Source organism: Propionivibrio sp., assembly GCF_049316945.1.
In the GTDB taxonomy this organism is placed as follows: Bacteria; Pseudomonadota; Gammaproteobacteria; order Burkholderiales; family Rhodocyclaceae; genus Propionivibrio.
On sequence record NZ_JBMOJE010000007.1, the window covers coordinates 52849 to 75274 of the forward strand.

Genomic DNA, 22426 nt, shown 5'->3' on the forward strand with positions numbered 1-22426 from the left:
ACGAACAATATTTTATTATCACGCCAATCCATCAACCAAAAAAACCTCAGTCCATCCACGAAAATCACGAAAGACAGCGCGCAGCCTCCCTGAAGAGGGACGAACAAAACAAGAGTATTTGCTTCGCAGCACATCCACTGATCGTTACACTCTAACCCTTCAACGCGTCACTCAGCGAGGCTACTTCCTCGGCCGATTCGGCAAGAATGCTGGTCAGGGTTTCATCGTCGATCAGCACTTCAAGTTCGACGTCCATGCCTTTGCGGCTCATGCCGGCGAGGGCGTCGATCGGTGACTCGATCGGTGACAATTCATCGGCCAGCAGGAGCGTGTCGCCGAGCGAGGCCGGGGGCATGGCGAGGAAGCCGGACCACAGGGTTTCCATGGCGCTAACGATGTTTGCCGGCACTTCCAGCGCTTGCAGCACGGCGCGCCCGACGCTGGCTTCGCCTTCGCCGTGCCAGGCTTCGAGATCGCTGGTGAGGAGGCCGGGAAAGGTGCTGGCGCGGGAGATGAGGTAGAAGCTGCCAACTTCGTGCACGATGCCGGCGAAGAAGGCGGCATCCGGGTTTTGCCGGGTGACGCGCTTGGCGATGACGCGCGCCAGTGCGGCGACATGGGCGGTGTGCTCCCAGAGTCTGGCGGCCAGCACGCGGTGTTCTTCTGTTTGGGACATTTCCTTCATCTGACGCACGATGATCGACGCGGCGAGGGCGCGCAAGGTGGCGAAACCGAGCCGCGAGATGGCGCTTTTGAGGTCGGTGATGGCGCGGCCGCCGGGGTTGTAGGCGATCGAGTTGGCGATGCTGAGCACGCGCGTGGCGAGGATCGGTTCGGCCGAGACCAGCTTGCCGAGTTTGTCGATCGAACAGTCGGGGTCGTCGAGCATGCGCTGCACACGCAAGGCAATTTCGGTATGGGTGGGAAATACGATGTCGCCGCGCGCGGCGTCGGCCGCAATGGCATTCAGGGCCGCAAGAACGTCCATCATTGTCCTCCTTTGTTGTAGCTGGCACTGTAATTGACGATGGCTGCCGGAATCAGGTCGAGGGACATCGTGAAATCAGCCGCGCCCAGTTTTATGGCTTCCATCGGCATGCCGAAAACCACGCAGCTGGCTTCGTCCTGGGCGATGGTCTTGGCTCCGGCGTCGTGCATTTCCTTGAGGCCGCGTGCGCCGTCATCGCCCATGCCGGTCATTATTATGCCGAGTGCGTTGGCTCCGGCAAACTTGGCGACCGAGCGGAATAGCACGTCGACCGAGGGCTTGTGACGATTGACCACCGGGCCGTCGGCGACTTCGACGATGTATTGCGCGCCGCTGCGCTTGAGCATCATGTGCTTGCCGCCGGGGGCGATCAGCGCCCGTCCGGGAATCACCCGGTCGCCATTCTTCGCTTCGCGTACCTCGATCTGGCACAGGCTGTGCAGACGTTCGGCAAACATCGCGGTGAATACCGCCGGCATGTGCTGGACGATGACGATCCCCAGGCTGGTTGCCGGCAGGCGGGTGAGGACGGCTTCGAGCGCTTGCGTGCCGCCGGTCGAGGTGCCGATGGCGATGACCTGGTCGGTGGTGCGCGTGAGCGCCAGGTTGCTGCCGGCGCTGAGCATGGCATCGGCGGTCAGCTTGGGCTGGACGATGGTGTTGATAGTGGTGGGGCGCAGAACGCGCACGTTGGCCCTTGCCGCGCTGCGAACGGCCTGCACGATGTCGTCGGAGGAGTCTTCGAGGAAACTTTTCAGGCCGAGTTTGGGCTTGGTGATGATCGACACGGCACCGGCCGACAGCGCTTCGAAGGTGGCTTGCGCCCCTTTTTCGGCCAGCGACGAGCAGATGACGACCGGTGTCGGGCGCTCGGCCATGATTTTCTTGAGGAAGGTGATGCCGTCCATGCGCGGCATTTCGATGTCGACGATCAGCACGTCGGGCCACATCGTGCGCATCTTTTCCAGGGCAAAGACCGGGTCGGAAGCCGCGCCGATGACCTGGATGCCAGGGTCGCTGGCCAGAGCCTGGGCAACGACCTGACGCACGACCGCCGAGTCATCGACGATCATTACCTTGATTTTGTCAGCCATTAACATTCCTTATTTCTGCGCCTTCACCTTCGGGGAATGACAGCCAGACGGCACCGCTCCAGATGTCGAAGCGCAGCTTGCGCCGTCCGCTGCCAGCCACGTGTTCGGCCATCAGCGCGATATGCTTCGAGGCCAGGAGGCGCTGTCCGTATTCAATGTTGCGCGCGCCGATGTCCATCTGGCTGCCTTTGCCGCCGGTGAACATGTTGGCGCCGCCGAACAGCTTGGCCTGGTACTCGTTCGGCCGGGTGCCTGCCGCCTCGACGTTTTGCAGGAACAGTTCAAAGGCTTCGGTTGCGTAGCGGCCGTCGAGCGGCGGGTTCGCGCTGCGGTCACGTTCGGTCATCATGTAGTGGCACATGCCGCCGATGCGTTTGCGCGGGTGCCACAGGGTGATCGATACGCAGGAGCCAAGCAGCGTCGAGATCCGTGTATGGCCGCTGCCGAAATGGAAATCACCCGGTCTGAGGACGACCACAGTGACTTCCTCGGTGGCCTCCGGATGCGCTTTCATGGCTTGCGGTAGATCGTTGGACGGATACAGTCGACACGGTCAGTGATGCCATTCAGCGTTTCTGAATGGCCTATGATCAGGTAGCCGCCTTTCTTCAGTCGGGGCAGCAGGTTATGCACGACCCGGGCCTTGGTTTCCGGATCGAAATAGATCATCACGTTGCGCAGAAAGATGACTTCGAATTCGCCGATGTCGGCCTCTACCGGATGCATCAGGTTGATCTGGCAGAAGCTGGTTTTCTTGCGCAAATCGGCGGCGATGAGAAAGGTTCCGTCATTCGAGCGAACTCCCTTCAGGCAGTATTTGCGCATGTATCCAGCCGGAATGCCTTCGGTGCGCGCCAGCGAATAGTGGCCGGCCACGGCCTTGCCCAAGACCTGGGTGCTGATGTCCGAGCCGACGATTTCCCACGGTGTGCCAGGCAGTGCTTCCGCCAGCGTCATGGCCAGCGAATAGGCTTCCTCGCCGCTCGAACTGGCGGCACTCCAGAGGCGAAAGGTGGCCGGGCTGTTGCGCTTGGCAATGATTTCATCGCGCAGGAAATCGAAGTGCTTGGGTTCGCGGAAAAAGTAGGTTTCGTTGGTCGTCAGCAGGTCGACCATGGTCTGCAATTCTTCCGGATGCTCGCCGCTCGACAGCATCCGGTAGTACTGCGAAAAATTGCCAAGGTCGTAAACTTTAAGCCGCCGCGTCAGGCGACCAACGAGCAGAATCTTCTTGGCGTCACTCAGGCTGATCCCGGCAATCTTGTAGATCAGGCGCTGAAACAGCGCAAATTCCTGATCGGTAATCGTGGTTTCGATCATCAGAATAGCTCGATTTTCTTGTCGGCGGATTTAGGTTTCTGTTTCAGCGTTTCAGCGTAGGCGCGTTCTTCGCGGGCAATGACCTCGGCGTTGGCCATGTTGGTTACCAGGCGCTTGCAGAAGGCTTCGCCGTTGAACGGCAGAAAAATGATCTTGCGCGACCAGGGGCCGAGAAAATCGGAGGTGCGCAACGGAATGCCCTCGCGTGTCAGCCACTCCTTGGCGAAATTGGCGTTGCGCATGCCGATGCTCAGGGAGCCAGCGTCGGTGTCGATGATGGTCCCGCCGCCAAAAGCCTTGGCTTGCAGCCGAATCTTCTTGGCCCCCTTGATGAGCAGGGCATTGAGCAAGGCTTCCATGGCGAAGTTGCCGGACAGCATCGAGTCGACGTCACCGTACTTGCTGCGTCCCATGTCGGGCAGCATGAAATGGTTGATCCCGCCGATCTTCATCTGCGGATCGAAAAGACAGACCGCAACGCAGGAACCGAGCAGTGTGGACATTGGCTGTTCGCCGTCGACCAGCCACGCCCCCGGCTGAACAACGCGGGCGTAGCGTTCGATGTCTTTTACTGGAAGGCCGGCATAGTCCAACTTGGTTATCTCCGAATACGGTTATGGCGATCAGTTGCTGCGCAACTGCCCGAGTTGATTGTTCAGCCGCTGCAGCGCCTCCTGCGTTTCCGCGCCACGATTGAGCAACTCGGCCATCTGGGTCATGAAATCTCCGACCAGGTCTTGCAGGAATTTCTCCTGGTTATCGGTCAGGCCAAGGCGGTAGAAGGAGTTCAGCAGCGATTCCTGCAAGTCGACGATGAGTTTGGAACTGGCTTCAGAATTGTCTTGATGTGCTTCGCGCAGTTCCATTATGGTGTTTCCGACACTGTCCAGTGCGGACAGAATGCCGGCTTGCGAACGTTTGTTTGCTTCTTCTGTTTGCAGCGCCACCAGACGGGAGTCGACACCCTGCGCGGCGACGGAAAGGTGATCGCGCAGGCGACCGCAGTAATCCGGATCTTCCAGCGGCAGGTTGTTGACCATCAGCGTTATGTGCTCGAAGTTATGCACGCTGCGGCGACGGAACTCGAATATGCGCCCCTGGTTGCGAACGTGCTCGATCACCGCGACCTCGAGCGGCAGGTTTTTTCCGGCCGTGCTGATCGTTTGCGTATCGCTTCCGACGCGCGTCTGGACGACGCCATCGAGCTTGAAGCGCTGCATCAGTTCAAGCAGCCCGGCGGCGATTTCCTCGGCGCTCTCCATGGCGATCAGCTTGCTCATGAACTGTAGCAGAATGCCGGTCTCGTCCATGCTGGCCATGACCAGGGTGGAAAGGTACTCGGCATCTTCGAGCTGCCCGGCCAGCGAGCGCTGATTGAGCACCATGCTCTGCGCCACCTGCAGTTTGCGCAGCAACTCTTCGGGCTCGAAGGGCTTGACGATGAAATCCATGCCGCCAGCGTCGTAGCCCCGTATCCGCTCTTCGATCGTGTCATGGCCGGAGACGAAAATCACCGGCGTCTGGCGCAGGGCGGAATCTTCCTTGAGCTGACGGCAGAGGCTGTAACCGTCCATGCCGGGCAGGCTGATGTCGAGCAGGAAGAGGTCCGGCTTCTCCGCGGCCAATTGCGCCAGGCAGTCTTCCGCGCTGCCAAAAGTCTGTATCTGGCAGTCAGGTTCCAGGATGGTGCGAATGATTTCAAGAACGACAGGATCATCGTCGACGACGAATACCTTGAAAGACTGACTCATTTTTTTACCCTTTTATCTGTATGTCCGGCGTCAGTTTATACGTCGATGTCGTTTTCTGGTTCATTTTTGCTGTCAGTCGCGTTTCTCAGGAGGGGCGTTCCCCCAGCACTGCCGAAATCTCCTGGCACATTTCGGCGACCGTGCCTTCAAGTTCCTCAAGCCAGTAGGCGCTTGGTTCGCTGTTTCTCAAGGTTATTTCAAGCGATTGGGTTATCGACTGCGGTTCAACCAGACCAAGCATCCCGGTTCGCCCCTTGAGCGCATGCGCCAGATCGGTGGCCGTATTCCGTGAGCCATTGCTGATGGCCTCCCGGATCTGCTTGACAGCGGCCGGGCCGTGACTGATGAAATCAATCAGCCAGTGCCGGTAGCGTATTTCGTCTCCGGCAAAGCGCGCAAGTGCTTCACCGGTACGAACATTGCGAAAAGCGAACGAACCGGAAGCAGGAATATATTGGGCTTCGTTCATCCCGAAATCTCCTCAAACGTTTCTGGTGTACCAAGGGGCGAAAGGGGCATCATCGCCTGGTCAGGACGACATGGTCCCAGACTCGGCGTCGTTTGTGCATCCGTAGTTTGCGCAATAATCTGCGGAAACTACGTAGTTCAACGCCTGTTCCCCCCCCCCGCCGACTCTGCGACCTTACCCGGCATCGAATACGTGGTAACGATTCTTGCCGGCCAGTTTGGCCTGATACATGGCCTCGTCGGCCTGGTGCAGCAGTTGGTCGGCGTCGACATCGTTGGCCTGCGGGTAGAAGGTGACGCCGAGGCTTGCCGAAACCTGGAGCACCGCAGCGCCGGCCAGTACCGGCTGGGCCGCGGCGTCAAGCAATCGGGTGAGCAGCGGCTCGCTGGCGGAAGGATCGGCAAGGTCAATCAGCACGGCGACAAACTCGTCGCCACCGATGCGGGCCAGGGTGTCGCCTTCGCGCATGGTCTGCTGCATGCGTGCCGCCACGGTCATCAACAAATTGTCGCCGGCTTCATGTCCGTCATTGTCGTTGATGCTCTTGAAACCATCGAGGTCGAGAAAGGCCACCGCCAGCCGTAGTCCGCGCCGCGGGGTCTGCGCCATGGCCTGGCGCAGACGATCGGCGAGCAGTACGCGGTTGGGCAGGCTGGTCAGTATGTCGAAATGGGCGATGTGTTCGAGCTGCTTTTCGTGCTCCTTGAGCGCCGTGATATCGGAGAACAGCGCCACATACTCCCGGGTGTTGCCGAGGTCATCGCGCACGGTGCTGATGGTCTGCATTTCAGCGAACACTTCGCCGCTCTTGCGCCGGTTCCAGACTTCGCCGTACCAGTGCCCGTTTTCGATCAGGGAGCGCCACATGGTGGCGTAAAACTCCCGGTCGTGGTGGCCTGAACTGAGCAGGCGCGGGTTCCGGCCGAGCACTTCGTCGCGGCTGTAGCCGGTAATCCGGGTGAACGCTTCGTTGACATCGATGATCGTCCCGTCGGCGGAGGTGATCAGGATGCCTTCGCGGGCATGGGTGAAAACGCTGGCGGCGAGGTGCAGCTTTTCTTCGGCCTGCTTGCGCTCGGAGATGTCGAGAATGACGCCGATCAGCCCAGCCACTTTTCCTTCGGAATCGGTAAATGTGGCCTTGTTGAAGATCACGTCGTGGCGTTTTCCATTGGCATGGACAACCGATGCTTCGTAGGTTTGAGTGCCAGGGTTGTTCAGCAATGCCCGGTCTGCCTGGTCGTATTGCTCGGCCAGGTCAGGTGGCGAGAGGTCGAACACCGTCTTGCCGATGATGGCTTCCGAGGGCAGCCCGAGGTAGCCATCGAATGCCTTGTTGCTGCCGATATAGACGCCCTGGGCATCCTTGTGAAAAATGGGCGAGGGAACCGCATTCAACAAGTCCTTCTGGAACTGCAAGGTGTTCTGCAACGCTGTGTGCTGGGCGGCTTCCCGCCCAAGAAAGCGCATGCCTTCTTCCCAGGTCGGCCTGTCCAGGAATTCCTTGCGGATGGTCACGGCCAGATCCAGGCCGCTGTCCAGGCGGGCCTGGATAATGTCCTCGATTTCCTTGCCGAATTCGACGTAGCCGACCAGTTTTCCATCCTTGAACACCGGTTGCACGACGCGCAGGGTGAAGGTGCCCAGCGGTCCCAGTTCGATCCCCGAGGCGGTCTTGCCGGTTCGTTCTGCCTCCAGGGCGGTGAAGCGACCGATCAGATCGCCACGCCGCTCCGGCTTGTGCAGGCGCAACAGGGCAATGCGGTTCTGGTCGAGAAAGTATGCGTGCGTGAGCTTGTATTGCCGGTTCAGCGTCTTGAACACCGGACCCCAGACGGCCAGCAGACGCTCGGCATCGCCATCGCGCAGGGCCGCTTGCACCGTGGCATCGGCGGCGATGGGCTGCAAGGCCATCGATAGACCCGCTGCCTGGTTGTCGAGGTCCACCCGCAACTCGCGCCTGACCATGGCCGTCTGGGCGGCGATCTCACTGGCCAGGCGTTGTCGCTGCTGCTGCCAGAGCAGCGCCCCGGCACCGAGCATCATCAGCAACACCATGGCCATCAGGGGCAATAACAGTCGCCGCAGCAGCGGTTTCGGCGAAGCGTCCACCCGGCGGTTGATGGCCACCACGCTTAGCGCGCCGATCACCAGCACCAGCATCATACCCAGCGGCAGCGCCGAGCGCGCGGCCTTCTCCCATTGCCAGTCCCCGGCATCGACGCCCATGCCGAGAACGGCGAGTAACTCGCCGCTGCCCTTGTAGGCTCCGGCGCTGATGATCAGATCATCCACCCGTTCGAAATAAGTCGATTTGGGCTGAATTCTCTTGTTGGCCGGATTCTCGTACTGGTAATCGACCCAGCCACGCCCCATGGACATGGCCATATCCTGTATTTCCTTGCGGAAATACTTGCCGCCGGACCAGTCCTTGCGGTCGAGCAGATTCTGCCCGACCAGTTCCGGCAGCACCGGATGCGCCCGCATGGTCATGTCGTGGTCGTAGGCAAAGGCATACAGGCTGCCCTTGCGGAACTCGCCCCGCGGGTCGTTGCACTCCTTGATGAAACGCTCGCGGCCATGCCTGCGGTAGAAGTCCACGGCTTTACGCACCATCGCCTGCGCGTCGTCCGGGGTGACCAGGCCGGACAGCGCCGTCGCCGTGTCACGGACCGGCAGCAGGGCCGACAATCGCGTCAACTTCTGCGTCGCCCCCTGCGCATCAGCAGAATCGCCAAGTGGCCCATCAAGCGCCTCGGTCTTGTCAGCGAAGACCTGGAGAAGGGCGTCCGAGGGCTTGGCGATAATCTGCCCCGGAGGAAAGTTGCCCCTGCTGCCGGGCGCTTCGCTGTCGATCAGAGATAACACTGAGCCGTCGGCCCGGCGGCCCATCAGGTAGAGCGAGCGGCCTGGCGGCAACGAAGCGCGCATGGCGCTGAGTTGCTCCTTGAGCCGCCGGTATTCGGTGCTGTCCAGATCCGCTGGCGTGCCGGTGAGCGCATTGACGCGTTCAATATCCACCGACTGCGCCACCAGACGTGCCTGCTGCAGCAAATCCTCGCGCAATTCACGATCGACCCGCACCACCGTCCACCAGGCAAATAGCCCCCCGGCGATCAGCAAGGACAGCAGCGCCGCAAGCATCCACTGGTTTTTTCTCATTGGAAATTTTCCACCAATGGCATCGCTGTAACCCTCGCCAATAGGCGATCTACACGTAGGCCTGCCGGAGACTCAATCAATACGCCACTGTTCATCGATATCACTTGTAGAACGCCTATCCATGAGCCTCGCAGGCCGATGCGTGTGCGCCACGGGGCGAATTAAGAACAATTCAAAAAACGTAACTATTCAGCACTCATCGAAAAACCCCGTGGCCCGAGGCCAGGCTTCGCGCTCATTCCCGCGCAGGCGGGAATCCATAATATGTTCGCCGCACAACCACCGTATGGATTCCTGGCTCTGCACTTCCTTCGGTCGCCTGCGCGGGAATGACGGAGCGGGGTGCTGAATAGTTACCCAAAAAGCATTACTCCTGCGGCCGCTTTTCCAGCACCAGCGCCTTCAGAAGTTCAAGCAGGCTGTCGCGCAGGCGAAGGAGTTCGGGGAGTCGCGCCAGTGCTTCCTGATCGCGGTTCCTCTCCTTGAGTTCACACAACGCTTCGGCCAGCGCGTGGATCTGTCGGTGCAAGGGTTCGATGCACTGGAAGGCGGGTTGCGCGCCATGGCAGGCCTGGCCTTCGGTTGCCAGCCAGAGGCCGAAACGGCTGTGCTGTTGAGTGGGTGGCCGGGTTTCGCGGTCGCCCTTGAGATAGCTGGCAATGGCGCCGATCCAGGCGCGGAGCTCGGCGCTGGCAAAGTGCAGGGGCAGATCGTCGTGGCGGATTGCCGGCATATCGGCCCACAGCGGGTCGGGGTGCCAGGCCGCGGCCCAGGCGGGCAACTCGTGCGCCGGCATGGGGCGGGCGATGCCGTAGCCCTGGGCCAGTTCGCAGCCAAGTTGCAAGAGCATCTCGCCGTGCTCCACGGTCTCCACGCCTTCGGCGATGACCTGGCGGCGGAAGGCGCTGGCCAGGCTGAGTACGCCCTCCAGAATGGCCAGGTCATCCGGGTCGTCGAGCATGTCGCGGACGAAACTCTGGTCGATCTTGAGCTGGTTGACGGCCAGGCGTTTCAGGTAGGTCAGCGAGGAATAGCCGGTGCCGAAATCATCCAGGGCGAACATAACCCCGATTTCCCGGCACGATTCGATGACCTCGGAGACCCGCGCCAAGTCTTCCAGGGCGCTGGTTTCCAGCACCTCCAGTTCGAGATCGCCTGGGCTGACCTCCGGATGCGCGGCCAGCAGGGCGCGCAGGCGTTCAACGAAGTTGGCTTGCTGCAACTGGCGGGCGCCGACATTGACACTGACCGGGATGTTCAGTCCGCTGGCCTGCCAGATCGCCATCTGGGTCAGGGCGGTAGCGATCACCCACTCGCCGATGTCGACGGCCAGCGGGTGATCCTCGATCACCGGCAGGAATTCCGCCGGCAGCAGCAGGCCGTTTTCCGGATGTTGCCAGCGGATCAGCGCCTCGGCACCGATTATCGCGCCACTGCGCAAGTTCACCTTGGGCTGGTAATGGAGCACGAATTCGCTTGCGCAGAGGGCGCTGCGGATACGCTCCAGGCTTTCGTGATGGCCACGGACGCTGCGATCCAGCTCGGCATCGAAGACGTGATAACGGTTCCTGCCCGCCAGCTTGGCCTGATACATGGCCTGGTCGGCCTGGCGCAACAGTTGATCGGCATCGATGTCTTCGGCCTGCGGGTAAAAGGTAACGCCGAGGCTGGCCGAAACCTGAAGCATCAGGTTGCCGGTAGACACCGGCTGCGCCGCCGCGGCGAGCAGGCGGTTGATCATCGGCACGCTGCTGGCCACATCGGCCAGATCGACCAGTACGGCGACAAACTCGTCACCGCCCATACGCGCCAGCGTGTCACCTTCACGCAAGGCCTGTTTCATGCGGTTGGCCACGGTCATCAACAACTGGTCGCCGGCTTCATGCCCGTGGCGGTCGTTGATCGCCTTGAAGCCATCGAGGTCGAGATAGGCCACGGCCACCACCTGTCCGCGCCGCTGCGCGTGAAACAGGGCCTGGCGCAGGCGGTCAGCGAGCAGGACGCGGTTCGGCAGCGCGGTCAGCGAGTCGTAGTGGGCGAGATGTTCAAGTTGCTGTTCGTGCTCCTTGAGCGCGGTGATGTCGGACAACAGTGCCACGTATTGCCTGGTGTGGCCGTCGGCATCGCGCACGGCGCTGATGTTCTGCATCACGGCGTACATCTCGCCGCTCTTGCGCTGGTTCCAGACTTCACCGTACCAGTGGCCTTTTTCGGTCAGGTCGCGCAACATGGCAGCGTAAAACTCGCTATTCTGACGGCCGGAACCGAGCATGCGCGGATTGTGGCCGAGAACTTCGTCGCGCCCGTAACTGGTGATGTAGGTGAAGGCGTTATTGGCATCGATGATGGTGCCGTCGGCATTGGTGATCATGATGCCTTCGCGGGCATGGGTGAAGACGCTGGCGGCGAGCTGAAGTTGCTCTTCGGCTTGCTTGCGCTCGGTGATGAAGCGCGCCTGCTGGACATTCTGGAAGGCGTTGGTTGACAGTTGATTGGCCAGCGAGAAAAGGGCCTTGGCAATCAGCTCGAAGCGCGCCCGCGACATGCTGGGCACCGCCCGGAAAGCCTCCATGAGGGAAGATTCATCGGCGCCGATCGACTGGGCATAGGCGCGCATGTTCTCATCGGTCTGGGTTTCGTCGCGCACCTGCCCGATCAGCCAGTTGGCGATGTGATGGCCGCCAACCGTAATGCTCACCCCGGCATCCCACAGCCCGCCGCTCATGCATTGCTGAACAATCGGGCCATCCGGGTGAAAGCGGCCGATAGCCGCATCGGATCTGTAGCAGTTGGCGCAGCCAAGCTCGGTCTTGCGGATGATCTCGCCGCACAGTTGCGTGAAGTTGCTGGGCGCGGTAATCGGGGTGCCATCGGGCTGGGTGATGATCGACGCCACGCCGGTGGCGGCGGCGAACTCGTGCTGAATGCGCTGGATTTCATCCAGTCTGAACAGGTCTTCAAAGGCGATGGCACCGTCTGTCAGCGGCTGGGTCAAGGCGACAATCCGTTTCTTGATCAGTTCCTCGGCTTGTTTGCGGTCGCTGATGTCGGCGATCACGCCGATCAGGCCGAGTTCCTCGCCCCCGGCATCATGGAAACGCTTGCCGGTCAGGTGGCCCCAGAATTCGCTCTGGTCGGCGCGCCAGTAAAGCCGGTCCACATCTACCGAGGGGATTTCGCTGCTCAGCAAGGCCAGGAATTTCTGTCGTCCCGTCTCGCGTTCCGCCGGGTGTACCAGGGCGATGTATTCATGTCCCACCAGGGCATCGAGCGAGCAGCCGAACATCTCGGCCATGCGCTGGTTGGCTTGCGTGATGCGCCCCTGCCTATCGACCAGGAAGATGGCCACGCTGGAGGTGTCGAGGATCTGCTTGAGCAAAGCTTCCCGGCTCGCCAGCGCCTCTTCGGCCTGCTTGCGATCCGTGATGTCCAAGAAGACCACGATGGCCGCCTCGACTTCATCCTTGTCGTTCCTGATTGGCGCGGCGTTGCCGAGAACAATTCTGTCGTCATCGTCGTTTCTGCGCACGATGAACTCGCGGCTTGATGTTTCGCCGAACATCACGGCACGAGCCAGAGGAACTTCATCAATTCTCAACGGCCTGCCGTCGAGGTCAAGAAGTTGCCAGCTCTCCACATACTTGTTGACGTCGACGCCATTGACGACGCTAGCTCTGCTGCCACCGCGGATAAGAAGCCCGGCCTCGTTGACGTAGCGCAGCGTGCCACTCGGGGCCTCGGCAATGGCAATTCCTGCCGGGCTTTGATCCATCGCAGCCTGAAGAATCGCCTTTGTCTCGAGCAACTCGCCTTCAATCCGCTTGCGCTCGGTGATGTCATGCACGATGCTGAACAGCAAGACGCGGCCGTCACTCTGGATCGGCGTCGAATGCACTTCCACCTGGCGCAACTCGCCTGAGGCCAGGCGGTGAGGAAAATGGAAGTAATTGCGCTCCTCGTGCACGGCGCGCTGTCTTTCTTCGGCGATTTGTTGTTCCGGCGGCAGGATGTTGATGTCGCTGATCAGCATGCCGTCCATTTGCCCCTTCGGGTAGCCATAATAGGCGGCAGCGGCGCTGTTGGCGTCGACAATCTGGCCCGAGTCGGGGTCGATGAGCAGCATCACCGAGGAATTCTTGTCGAACAGGTTGCGGAAACGCTCTTCACTGTCGCGCAGTTTTTCTGCTGCCACGCTTCGCTCGATGGCGATGCTGGCCAGACTGATGGCCCGTTCCCGGGCATTGACCAGCAAGCGCACCAGGGCGGCGAGCAAAACGCTGATCAGCAGACCGCTCAGCCGGATCACGGTGACTCGTTCGGTGTCGATGCCGGCCTCAAAGGCAGGCAGCGAAGCGAATCTGATGGTCCACGCTTGACCAAAAATTTCGAGCGGCTGGATAGCCTGGAAGATTGGCGGGCTGGCCCCGGGCAGGACGGATTCCTCTACACGATTGTTGAACATCAGCGTTTCCGGCGTTGCGCTTTTGCCGTCAAAAATTTCCAGGTGAATGCTGTCGCCTTGCTCGCCAAGAATGCCTTGCATCAGGTCATTGAGGCGAAACGGCGCATAGACCCAGCCGATGATGCCGGCGCGGCGTTCGGCCAGGGTTTGATTTGGCTGGCCGTTGCGAAACACCGGTACATACATCAGGAAACCGGCCTGTACTTGCTGCCCGGCTTCCTGCACCAACGTCACTTTGCCTGAAATGGCTGCTGAGCCCAGATCACGCGCGGCTTCCATCGCCACCCGGCGCACGGCTTCTGAATACATGTCGTAACCGAAGGCGCGCAGGTTGCGATCAGCGAACGGTTCAAGATAGATGATGGCCGTGTACAGGTCACGCTCACCTTCCGGGCGCATTGAGTACTCGGGGAAGCCCTGCTGGCGAATGGCGGCAATATGCCCGGCCTTTTCCTGCGGCAAGACGATCAGCGAAAAACCGACGCCCTGAATGCCCGGATAGTGTTTGGCCAACTGGAGGTTGCGTACGTATTCGCGGAATTCTTCGCGCTCGATGCTTTCCGATGCGCTGAACAGGCCCCGGGCTCCGAGCAGGACTTGCTGATAGGCGACCAGGCGCTGCTCGATGCGCAAACTGATCTCGCGCATCTGGTAAGCGAACTGGTCCTGCAGAACAAGATTCGCCGCCGTCAAAGCCACTTGCTGGATTAAGTAAGTGACCGCGAGTCCGACCACCAGCACCAGCCATGGCAACAGTTGGCTGACTCGCAGCCACTTGGCGGCAGGCAATCCGGACGGCGCGGGATTCACTTGCGCAGTCCTGATGAATCGTCAGATTGCATGGTCGCTTCAATGGTCGCTTGAATGGTCATTCCCGGCCAGCTAATTAATGTGCCCGTTACACCTGATTGCAAAAAAACCACCCTGAAAAATTGGTGAATTCCCGGATTCGGCCGGGATCATTGACTCAGTTTTTAAAATTTAATCTATTACTTATAGCATATCAATCCGTAAAATTACGGATTGATATGCCGCAGGAAAAGGGGGGGGGGCTTGCCAAATCATTCCTGATTGGCTTGAAGCTGCATGGTTAGGCTATCGGCAAGCCATGTTCTGAAAAAATACAGGCGCACCGATCAGTGCATCGATGCCAGCGGGAGTGCCACCCAGGGCGTAAAGCCACTCTGCTGACGCAATCAGCTACCCCGGCGCCGGTATTCCCAGTTGCCGTCGGAGAGTTCCTTGAATCCCATTTTTTCCCAGAAGTCCCGGGCAGTGAAGCGGACGCGGTCGGCGATGATGACGCTAAAGCGGCTCTTGAGCATGTCAATGGTGATCGTGCCATAGTCGTTGCCCTGGCACTCGGGAACCACATTTATCGAGTAAACGATCGCTTTTTCGCCCATGAAACGGCAGCGGACGTTGCCTACGCGCACATCAGGCAGGTCGATGTCGATGCGCTCGTAGCCGCCCAGGGAGTCGCGTGGGGTGATGGTCAGTTTTGGTATCTGGCTCATGCAAGACTCACTCGAAGCCGCGGCAGAAGGCGAGCGCATTCTTGCCAAGATCGGGAAGGTAGTAGCCGCCTTCCAGCACGGCGAAGCGGTGCTGGTGTCCGAGGCGAATGGCATAGGCTTGCAACAGCCGGCCGATGGTGAAGTAATCCTCGGTGGCCAGCTTGCGTCCGAGGTCGTGAATGTAGCCATCGAAGCCCGCCGAGACGGCGAGAATGTCCACCTGGGGCGCATGCTGCAGGCCTTCATCGAGCGTGCGCAGATAATCGGCAGCGTTGTCGCCGTAGGGGTTGAATACCTGCGCCTCGGGCCAGCCTTTCAGCACATCCTGCGTGCCGTTGCCGGTGTGCTGGTCAAAGTCGACGACCAGAGCCGACCGGATCAGCCCGGTGTCACGCAACCATAACAGCGCCAGAGCGACGTTGCTGAAGGTGCAATGGCCCCACGCCGAGGAACGGCTGGCATGGTGTCCCGGCGGCCGCACGCAGGCGAACGCCGGTTCGCCGCGCATGGCCAGGTCGCTTGCCAGGATGGCAGCGCCAGTGGCCAGCGAGGCCATCGCGAAGAGGCGCGGCTTGCTCTCGACGTCAGCCACGTAGGTTTCGCTGTGTCCGCGCAGCAGGTCGTCGCGCGTAGCCGGTTCAGGCTCATTGACGCCGTAGCCTCCCTCGTCGCGCAATGCCGCCATTATGCCAAGCAGCCGCCCCGGTTCGGCCGCGTTGTCGTACTTGTCTTCGGAGTAGGAAGAGTCGTGAAATGCTTCGTGAAAAACAACGCGCATGGCCAAGCCGGTTCGCAAGAGAAGCGATCATCATACCAGCCAGCGCGCTGGTCCGCAGGGGAGGGAGCCAGTCAACTTGTATCTGGCGTATAAACTACCCTCCGTCATTCCGGGCTTGACCCGGAATCCAGTTCGTTTATCTGATCAAGCTGTTAAAAGGCATGTTTGATAAACGAACTGGATACCGGCCTTCGCCGGTATGACGGTCTTGGATGCTTGTGCCAATTAATTCACAGCCACTGAGACCAGGCTTCGCGTTCATTCCGGGCTTGACCCGGAATGACGACGGATGGTTTGCAAAATCGCCCTGCAACGTCCGTTAAATGGCGATCTGCAAAATGATGGCTGGAGAGCCAGTATTCATGCGGTTCTCCAGTGCATGGCCTGAAGAACGCCTGGTCATAAGCCGTGCAGCCCGGGTAGGCCGGAACCAACAGCTAACGATAGATCACGAACAGACCGGCTGAAGATTGATGCTCGCGTGCTCGCTTCTTGGCGCACAGCCGTGGGCGGCGGCATGGAGGGTGCCGATCAAGCTTCTGGACGCTCGCTCCACGACATCCGAAGTGGCGACAATAATTCCTGCGGTGAGCAGCAATCCGACCAGATGCAGGCCGCAAAGATCAATCTCGGTGACCTTAGAGAGGTCGATTTCCAGTCGCTTGTAGCGCCGCATGGCGTCGATGACCCGGTCTTCAAGTTCCCGGTAAAAGGCATAGGTCATCTTGCCGTCGAACTTGAGGAGAAACGCTGTTTCGCCGGTGTGGGTCAGGTTTTCCATGGTTTTCCCTTCTTGGTTATCATGCTCGATTTGAAGCATTGGTTCAGCAGGCGCGCTTGAGCGAAATTCCCACATTCAAGGTTTTGAGTTTGCCGTTCATTTCGGGTAACTGGAATAGATGGAAGCAGGTATTTCGTCTAGCTGTAAACAGGTAGATTGATGATTGACTGCAGATGTTTCTGCATAGGCAGGCGAGGCGACGCGGTGACGGAGATGGTGAACAAAGCACCGCCAGGCCATGAGGCGTGGGAGTATTGATGGCTGAAGTCTTCAACCTGCGTGACTAACAAATTACTCTGCCGGGAATACTCCCGGCCTGGATGCCAACCATGATCATTGTTCTTTCCCCCGCCAAAACCCTCGATTTCAAATCGCCTGTGAAGATGGCCTACTATTCGCAGCCGCCGCTGCTCGATCAGTCGCAATTGCTGATCGACGACCTGCGCAAGCTGTCGCCGCTTGAGCTCGGCAAGCTGATGGGCATCAGCGACCAGCTCGCGGTGCTTAACGCCACGCGCTATGTTGATTGGGCGCTGCCTTTTACGCCTGCAAACGCCAGGCAAGCCGTGCTGGCCTTCAACGGCGACGTGTATGAAGGGCTGGATGCGAAGACTCTTGCAGCGGCTGACCTGAAATTTGCGCAGGGGCATTTGCGCATTCTCTCCGGGCTTTACGGCTTGCTGCGCCCGCTCGATCTGATGCAGCCCTATCGTCTCGAAATGGGAACGAAACTGGCCAACCCGCGCGGCAAGGATCTTTACGCCTTCTGGGGGGCACGCGTTGTCGATGCGCTGAATTCGGCGCTGCTTGAGGTAAAAGCATCTGCGCTGGTCAATCTGGCTTCGCAGGAATACTTCAAGTCGGTGCAAGTGAAGCGCCTTGCCGTACCGGTGATCCAACCGGTATTCGAGGACTGGAGTGCTGGCAAAAGCGGCGGGAAATTCAAGGTCGTCAGCTTCTACGCCAAGCGCGCTCGTGGGCTGATGGCGCGTTTTGCGCTGACCAATCGGTTGAAGAAGCCGGAAGGTCTGAAGAAGTTTTCCGTCGAGGGCTATGCCTTTGCCGCCGACGCCAGCAATGAGAGCCGTTGGGTTTTCCGGCGCAAGTCAAACCAGGCCGAGTAGCTTGCACGCTGTTTCAGCCGTGACGATCGGGCAGGCGGGCGGTTTGTGGCGGTGGTGGTTGAGTTTGAGCAGCAACTTGTCACGCGTGATCAGCAGATCGACCTGGCCGCGTGCGGCCAGAATCAGGAACTTCTGATCGTCCTCGTCGCGGCAACGTGGCAGTACATGATTTTCCTCGCCACTGGCGTCGCACACCGAAGCAAAACTCCGGTAGCTCACCATTAGCGCATTGCGTGCGGCCGGATCCAGCCCGAACTCGGGATAGCCGGTTACCCGCTCCAGTTCGTCCAGGCACTCCGTCGCGGTAAAACACTGCATCTGCCCGTTATTGATGGCTGTTTGCAGGGGGGCCGTGTGGCGGTTGGCGAAGTGCAGCATGTCCATCACGATGTTGGTATCAAGTACCAGGCGGGTTGGCGTGGGCATGGCTTCAGTCAAGCTGGAGTTTTGCCGCGACCAGTTCGGCGATCGCCAGAGAGGAAGTCAGGCCCGGCGATTCGATGCCGAAAAGGTTGATCAGGCCATCAATGCCATGGCTTTCCGGCCCCTGGATGAGAAAGTCGGCGGCCAGGTCGTTGGGGCCGGAGATTTTTGGCCGGATGCCGGCGTAGGCCGGTGCCAGCGCGCCATCGGGCAAGCCCGGCCAGTAATGGCGAACCTCGGCGTAGAAGCCGTCGGCACGCGCCGGGGCGACGCTGTAATCCGGCGGCTTCGGCAGAGGATTTTGCAACCACTCGACATCCGGGCCAAAGCGGGCCTGACCGCCGAGATCGAGCGTCAGGTGAACACCGAGGCCACCTGGTTCGGGCAGCGGGTAAATCAGCCGCGAAAACGGCGCGCGGCCAGCCAGCGCGTAGTAGTTGCCCTTGGCGTAGAAGGCTGGCGGAATCCGTGCCGCTGGAAAACCGGCGAGCGCGGCCGCCACCCGGACTGCGCCAAGGCCGGCGGCGTTGATGACGATGCCCGCCTTCAGGCGCGTCGCTTCCTGACCGCCGATCTCCAGTTCAAAGCCGTTGTCCTCAATGGCGCCAGCAAGAAATGGGCTGCGTAGTGCCAGCGCCGCTCCACCGCGTTCGGCGTCGCCGAGCAGGGCCAGCATCAGGCCGTGGCTGTCGATGATGCCGGTGGAAGGGGAGAGCAGGGCTCTGCTGCATCTGAGTACGGGTTCGAGGGCACGGGCGTCGGCGGCGCTCAGCCGCTGCAGGTCATCGACGCCGTTGATCTCGCCTTGCCGGGAAAGCGTTTCCAGCCGGCTTTCCTGTGCGGTCGATGTGGCCACGATCAGCTTGCCGCAACGCCGGTGGTTGACGCCGTGCGAGGCGCAGAAGTCGTAGAGCAAACGCCGGCCGGCAACGCACAATTGCGCTTTCAGCGAGCCGGCCGGGTAATACAGGCCAGCGTGGATCACCTCGCTGTTGCGCGCGCTGGTTTCGGTTCCGAAAGCGCCGTGCTGCTCAAGAATCACCGTGTCGATGCCGCGCTGCGCCAGTACTCGTGCGCAGGCCAGGCCGATAACGCCGGCCCCGATCACGACGGCCCCGATTTTCTCCATGCTGCGCAACTCCGCTTGAAAGGGCGCATTGTACGGCCTTCGTCAGCGAGGTTTGCCGGTTGCCACGTAAAACCGGGTGCGGCGATAGCCTTTGTCTTAGGTGACTTCCTGCAACAAATCAACCATCATCCTGGAGTCCTCAGTTGCAGGCGTCGAATTGGCAGCAATGGCAAGAATGGCAGGTGTTTTGCCCTCACCCCAACCCTCCCGCTGGAAGGGAGTTTGCACCCTTCTCCCCGCGGGAGAAGGGCCGGGGATGAGGGCCTACGGCGGTGGCATGGCTTTCAACTGGAGTTTCCAGGATCATGGCACAGCCGACCTGCAAAACCAGGCGATTGGTATGTTCATTACCTGAAATCACCTTAATCTTCTCTGACACTCCTGTGCATCAGGCTACTGATTGGCTCGAAGAGGTACTGCATCATCGTCCGGCTGCCACCATCGGAATAGACTTCGGCTGGCATGCCGGGAACAATTTCCAATCCGCTGAGTTTCTTCATCTCTTCGCCCGAAACAGTGACACGCATGAGGTAGTAAGGCTCGCCCTTGGTGGGTTCAGTCAGCACGTCTGCGGAAACGTTCTCAATCACGCCCAACAGTTCTGGTGTCGTCTTGGCACGGAATGAGGTGAACTTTACATGCGCAGTCATCCCCTTGCGCACTGAGTCCACGTCAAGGGGCCTGACGTGCGCATCAATCACCAGCACATCACCCTCCGGGACAACATCCATGATCGGGTTTCCGGTGGTTAATACACCCCCTACTGTCGTTGCCTTGAGTCCCAGAACCGTACCGGTGATCGGCGCCTTGATCACAGTTCGGCTGAAAACGTTTTGCGCGGCTTCAAGCTGGGCGCGCAATTCAATCATCAATTCCTGCGTCTCGGAAAGTTGTTTGGCAAGGTCCTGTTGCCATTCTCGTTCCACCTGCAGCACATTCAGTTTGGCTTCGCCGATGCCCACCTGGGTTTCCGCAATGCTTGCGACAGTTTTGCCCAACTCGCCATTTTGCTGAGAAAGCTGCTGCAAGCGATCAGCAATGACCGAAGATTCCACGAGCCTCTTTTGCATCAGCCCTTGCAGCCGATCAACCTCATTCCCGAGCAAAGCGACCTGCCGTGTCGTTGCCTCGCGATACGCCTCCAGCCCCTTGAGTTTTTGCACCAGTTGCCCGATGCGCTGCCTGGCAATCCCGGCCTTGCCATCATGTTCCAGGCGCAACACCCGAAACACGCTTAGTTGCAGGCGTAACAGCTCACTAACCTCAACCTCGCTTTTGGCAGCCAGCAGTGGCTCGCTGAAAGCGATTTGAGGTTCAGCGTCAACCAATGCCTTCAAACGGTCAAGCATCGCCAATTTGTTCAGATAACGGAAGCGCACCATATCGCGTTCCGCCCGTGACTTCGTATCATCAAGTTCAAGCAGGACATCACCCTGCTCGACACGTGAACCATCACGAACATGAATCGCCTTGATCACACCACCTTCGAGGTGCTGGATGGTCTTACGTTTGGAGTCGACAACCACCGTCCCCGGCGCGACAACGCCTTTTGACAATGGCACCAATACCGCCCATAGAAAAAACCCACCGAGCAACACAAGAACAATCCGGCTACCTTTGTTTCTCTGCGGAACCATGCCTTGCGCAGGTAGCATCCGTTCCACCTTGCCTGTTATCCAGGCCAGAAATTTCTCCAATTGTTTCATCATGCGGCCCGTTTGCTGAGTTTCTCGATCAATTCACGCGGCGGCCCAAAGTAGGCCATGCCGCCATTAGCCAGCATTAGCGCCTTGTCGGCGTGGCGCAGCAAACGTACATTGTGTGTAATCAATATCGCCGTTGTACCTCGCGCCTTCATCCGTGCCAGGGCGGCGTCCAGTGCCGCCACGCCTTCAATGTCCAGATTTGAATCCGGCTCGTCCAGTACCACCAGCGCGGGGTTGCCGAAATAACAGCGGGCCAGAGCCACGCGCTGGCTCTGGCCGCCAGAAAGCCGGTTACCGCCTTCGCCGATTACTGTGTCGTAGCCTTCCGGCAAATTCAACACCAACTCATGGCAACCCGCCTGCTCCGCCGCCTTGAGCACATCCTCGGCATCCGCCGCGCCAAAGCGGCCGATGTTTTCCTTCACCGTGCCAACCAGCAGTTCCACATCCTGCGGCAGATAACCAATAAACTTCCCTAGCGCATCCGGCTCCCACTGAGCCAGATCCGCACCATCGAAGCGGACCTTGCCATTGGCTGGCGGCCAAAGCCCGACCAGCGCACGCGCCAGGCTCGATTTGCCCGAAGCGCTTGGCCCGACCACGGCCAATACCTCACCGGCCTCCAAGGTGAAGTTAATCCCGCTCAGAACAGGTTTACGCCCACCGGCCGGGACTAACGCCAAATCCTCCACCTTGAGCGTGCCTTTCGGTCTGGGCAGGGCCATGGGTTCGCCTTTTCTCTCATGGCGGGAGAGTAGTGCGTCCAGACGCTTCATGGCCATCAGGCCGGAAATGAAGCCCTTGCTCGCCGCAATCGACTGATCAAGCGGCGCGATGGCGCGGCCGAAAATAATCGACGCCGCCACCATGACGCCTGGTGAAACGCTCGCATCCTTCAAAACAAGCCAGGCACCGCAACCGAGCATGACGCTTTGCATGATGATGCGAAAAGCCTTGGTCGTGCCGGAAAAGGCTGAAACACGGTCGGCCCCCACCGCCCCCAACTCAACCGACTTGCTGTAAGAATCAAGCCAGCGCGCGCGCATGTTGCGCAGCATCCCATTGGCGTGGATCGCATCCACATTGCGCAGGCAGGCATCGACAAAACGCGACGCCGCCATTTGGTGCCTGGAGGTATCGCCCACCAGCGGGCGCGAGATACGCTCAGAAATAACCGCCAGGAAAATGCTCACCACCGCCCCGGCCAGCGCCAAAGCCCCGAGCACCGGATGCATCACGAATATCAGCAGAATGAAGAACGGCGCCCACGGCAGATCGAACAACGCAGTCAGCGAATGCCCGGAAACCAGACCGCGCACCATCTCCAGATCGCGCACCGGCTGCGCAGAAAGCCCCTGGCCGCGATTGACTGCCTCCCGAAACAGGCTGGTGAACACGCCCTCGTTAATGCGCTCGTCAATGGCTAAACCGATGCCCACCAGTGCCCGGGAGCGCATCACCTCGAGCGCACCAAAGCCGGCCAGCAGGAAAAGTGCGATGGCTGAAATGGCCAACAGGGTTTCCTCGCTGCGGCTGGTAAGAACCCGGTCATACATCTGCAACATATAGAGCGGTGAGGTCAGCAGTAGAATGTTGATGACCATGCTCAGCCCCATGACATAAAACAGCGTGCGCCGGATTTCCGGCGTCAATAGCCGCTCACGCAGCGATTTGGGAATCAATTCCATAGAGCCTTTTAATTTTTCGTTATTTTTTTGCGTG

At 59.8% G+C, this 22426-nt stretch carries 17 protein-coding genes; 1 reads left to right on the forward strand and 16 read right to left on the reverse strand.

Going from position 1 to position 22426, the window contains the following annotated elements:
• Positions 1-151 precede the first annotated feature (151 nt).
• The 12 genes from ACOYNV_RS03130 to ACOYNV_RS03185 all read right to left on the reverse strand — a co-directional run bounded on the left by ACOYNV_RS03130 (position 152) and on the right by ACOYNV_RS03185 (position 16322).
• Positions 152-991 carry an HDOD domain-containing protein gene (locus tag ACOYNV_RS03130; RefSeq protein ID WP_422898281.1) on the reverse strand — a complete coding sequence of 280 codons (840 nt, stop codon included), beginning with the start codon at positions 989-991 and terminating at the stop codon, positions 152-154.
• The gene (locus ACOYNV_RS03135; protein ID WP_422898282.1) at positions 988-2082 is read right to left on the reverse strand and encodes a protein-glutamate methylesterase/protein-glutamine glutaminase; all 1095 of its coding nucleotides are present in this window, start codon (positions 2080-2082) and stop codon (positions 988-990) included. Before ACOYNV_RS03135 ends, ACOYNV_RS03130 begins: the two co-directional genes overlap by 4 nt.
• The gene (locus ACOYNV_RS03140; RefSeq protein WP_422898283.1) at positions 2075-2596 is read right to left on the reverse strand and encodes a chemotaxis protein CheD; all 522 of its coding nucleotides are present in this window, start codon (positions 2594-2596) and stop codon (positions 2075-2077) included. The genes ACOYNV_RS03135 and ACOYNV_RS03140 overlap by 8 nt, the downstream gene beginning before the upstream one ends.
• A complete protein-coding gene (locus ACOYNV_RS03145; protein WP_422898284.1) occupies positions 2593-3402 on the reverse strand; it encodes a CheR family methyltransferase in 810 nt (269 codons plus the stop codon). The genes ACOYNV_RS03140 and ACOYNV_RS03145 overlap by 4 nt, the downstream gene beginning before the upstream one ends.
• Positions 3402-3995 carry a chemotaxis protein CheD gene (locus tag ACOYNV_RS03150; RefSeq protein ID WP_422898285.1) on the reverse strand — a complete coding sequence of 198 codons (594 nt, stop codon included), beginning with the start codon at positions 3993-3995 and terminating at the stop codon, positions 3402-3404. The genes ACOYNV_RS03145 and ACOYNV_RS03150 overlap by 1 nt, the downstream gene beginning before the upstream one ends.
• 30 nt (positions 3996-4025) lie before the next feature.
• The gene (locus ACOYNV_RS03155; RefSeq protein WP_422898286.1) at positions 4026-5153 is read right to left on the reverse strand and encodes a response regulator; all 1128 of its coding nucleotides are present in this window, start codon (positions 5151-5153) and stop codon (positions 4026-4028) included.
• An 85-nt stretch (positions 5154-5238) separates the two neighbouring features.
• A complete protein-coding gene (locus ACOYNV_RS03160) occupies positions 5239-5622 on the reverse strand; it encodes an Hpt domain-containing protein (RefSeq protein ID WP_422898287.1) in 384 nt (127 codons plus the stop codon).
• Between the two features lie 174 nt (positions 5623-5796).
• Positions 5797-8784: a diguanylate cyclase domain-containing protein gene (locus ACOYNV_RS03165; RefSeq protein WP_422898288.1), complete on the reverse strand. Its 2988-nt coding sequence runs from the start codon at positions 8782-8784 to the stop codon at positions 5797-5799.
• 367 nt (positions 8785-9151) lie between these two features.
• Entirely contained in the window at positions 9152-14056 is a 4905-nt protein-coding gene (locus ACOYNV_RS03170; protein ID WP_422898289.1) for a CHASE domain-containing protein, read from the reverse strand.
• A gap of 386 nt (positions 14057-14442) precedes the next feature.
• Positions 14443-14763, reverse strand: coding sequence for a hypothetical protein (locus tag ACOYNV_RS03175; protein ID WP_422898290.1), 321 nt, complete (start codon positions 14761-14763; stop codon positions 14443-14445).
• Positions 14764-14770: 7 nt separating this feature from the next.
• A complete protein-coding gene (locus tag ACOYNV_RS03180) occupies positions 14771-15541 on the reverse strand; it encodes a histone deacetylase family protein (protein ID WP_422898291.1) in 771 nt (256 codons plus the stop codon).
• A 448-nt stretch (positions 15542-15989) separates the two neighbouring features.
• Positions 15990-16322 carry a hypothetical protein gene (locus ACOYNV_RS03185; RefSeq protein WP_422898292.1) on the reverse strand — a complete coding sequence of 111 codons (333 nt, stop codon included), beginning with the start codon at positions 16320-16322 and terminating at the stop codon, positions 15990-15992.
• A 329-nt stretch (positions 16323-16651) separates the two neighbouring features.
• Here ACOYNV_RS03185 and yaaA point away from each other — a divergent pair, with 329 nt between their 5' ends.
• Positions 16652-17446 carry a peroxide stress protein YaaA gene (gene yaaA, locus ACOYNV_RS03190; RefSeq protein WP_422898293.1) on the forward strand — a complete coding sequence of 265 codons (795 nt, stop codon included), beginning with the start codon at positions 16652-16654 and terminating at the stop codon, positions 17444-17446.
• Here the strand turns inward: yaaA and ACOYNV_RS03195 are convergent.
• The 4 genes from ACOYNV_RS03195 to ACOYNV_RS03210 form a co-directional block, all read right to left on the reverse strand.
• Positions 17429-17872, reverse strand: coding sequence for a putative toxin-antitoxin system toxin component, PIN family (locus tag ACOYNV_RS03195; RefSeq protein WP_422898294.1), 444 nt, complete (start codon positions 17870-17872; stop codon positions 17429-17431). The genes yaaA and ACOYNV_RS03195 overlap by 18 nt on opposite strands.
• Before the next feature lie 4 nt (positions 17873-17876).
• Positions 17877-18998 (reverse strand): NAD(P)/FAD-dependent oxidoreductase, encoded by a 1122-nt coding sequence (locus ACOYNV_RS03200; protein ID WP_422898295.1) that lies wholly within the window; start codon positions 18996-18998, stop codon positions 17877-17879.
• 362 nt (positions 18999-19360) lie between these two features.
• The gene (locus tag ACOYNV_RS03205; RefSeq protein ID WP_422898296.1) at positions 19361-20707 is read right to left on the reverse strand and encodes an HlyD family type I secretion periplasmic adaptor subunit; all 1347 of its coding nucleotides are present in this window, start codon (positions 20705-20707) and stop codon (positions 19361-19363) included.
• Positions 20704-22392 (reverse strand): type I secretion system permease/ATPase, encoded by a 1689-nt coding sequence (locus tag ACOYNV_RS03210; protein ID WP_422898297.1) that lies wholly within the window; start codon positions 22390-22392, stop codon positions 20704-20706. Before ACOYNV_RS03210 ends, ACOYNV_RS03205 begins: the two co-directional genes overlap by 4 nt.
• Positions 22393-22426 lie beyond the last annotated feature (34 nt).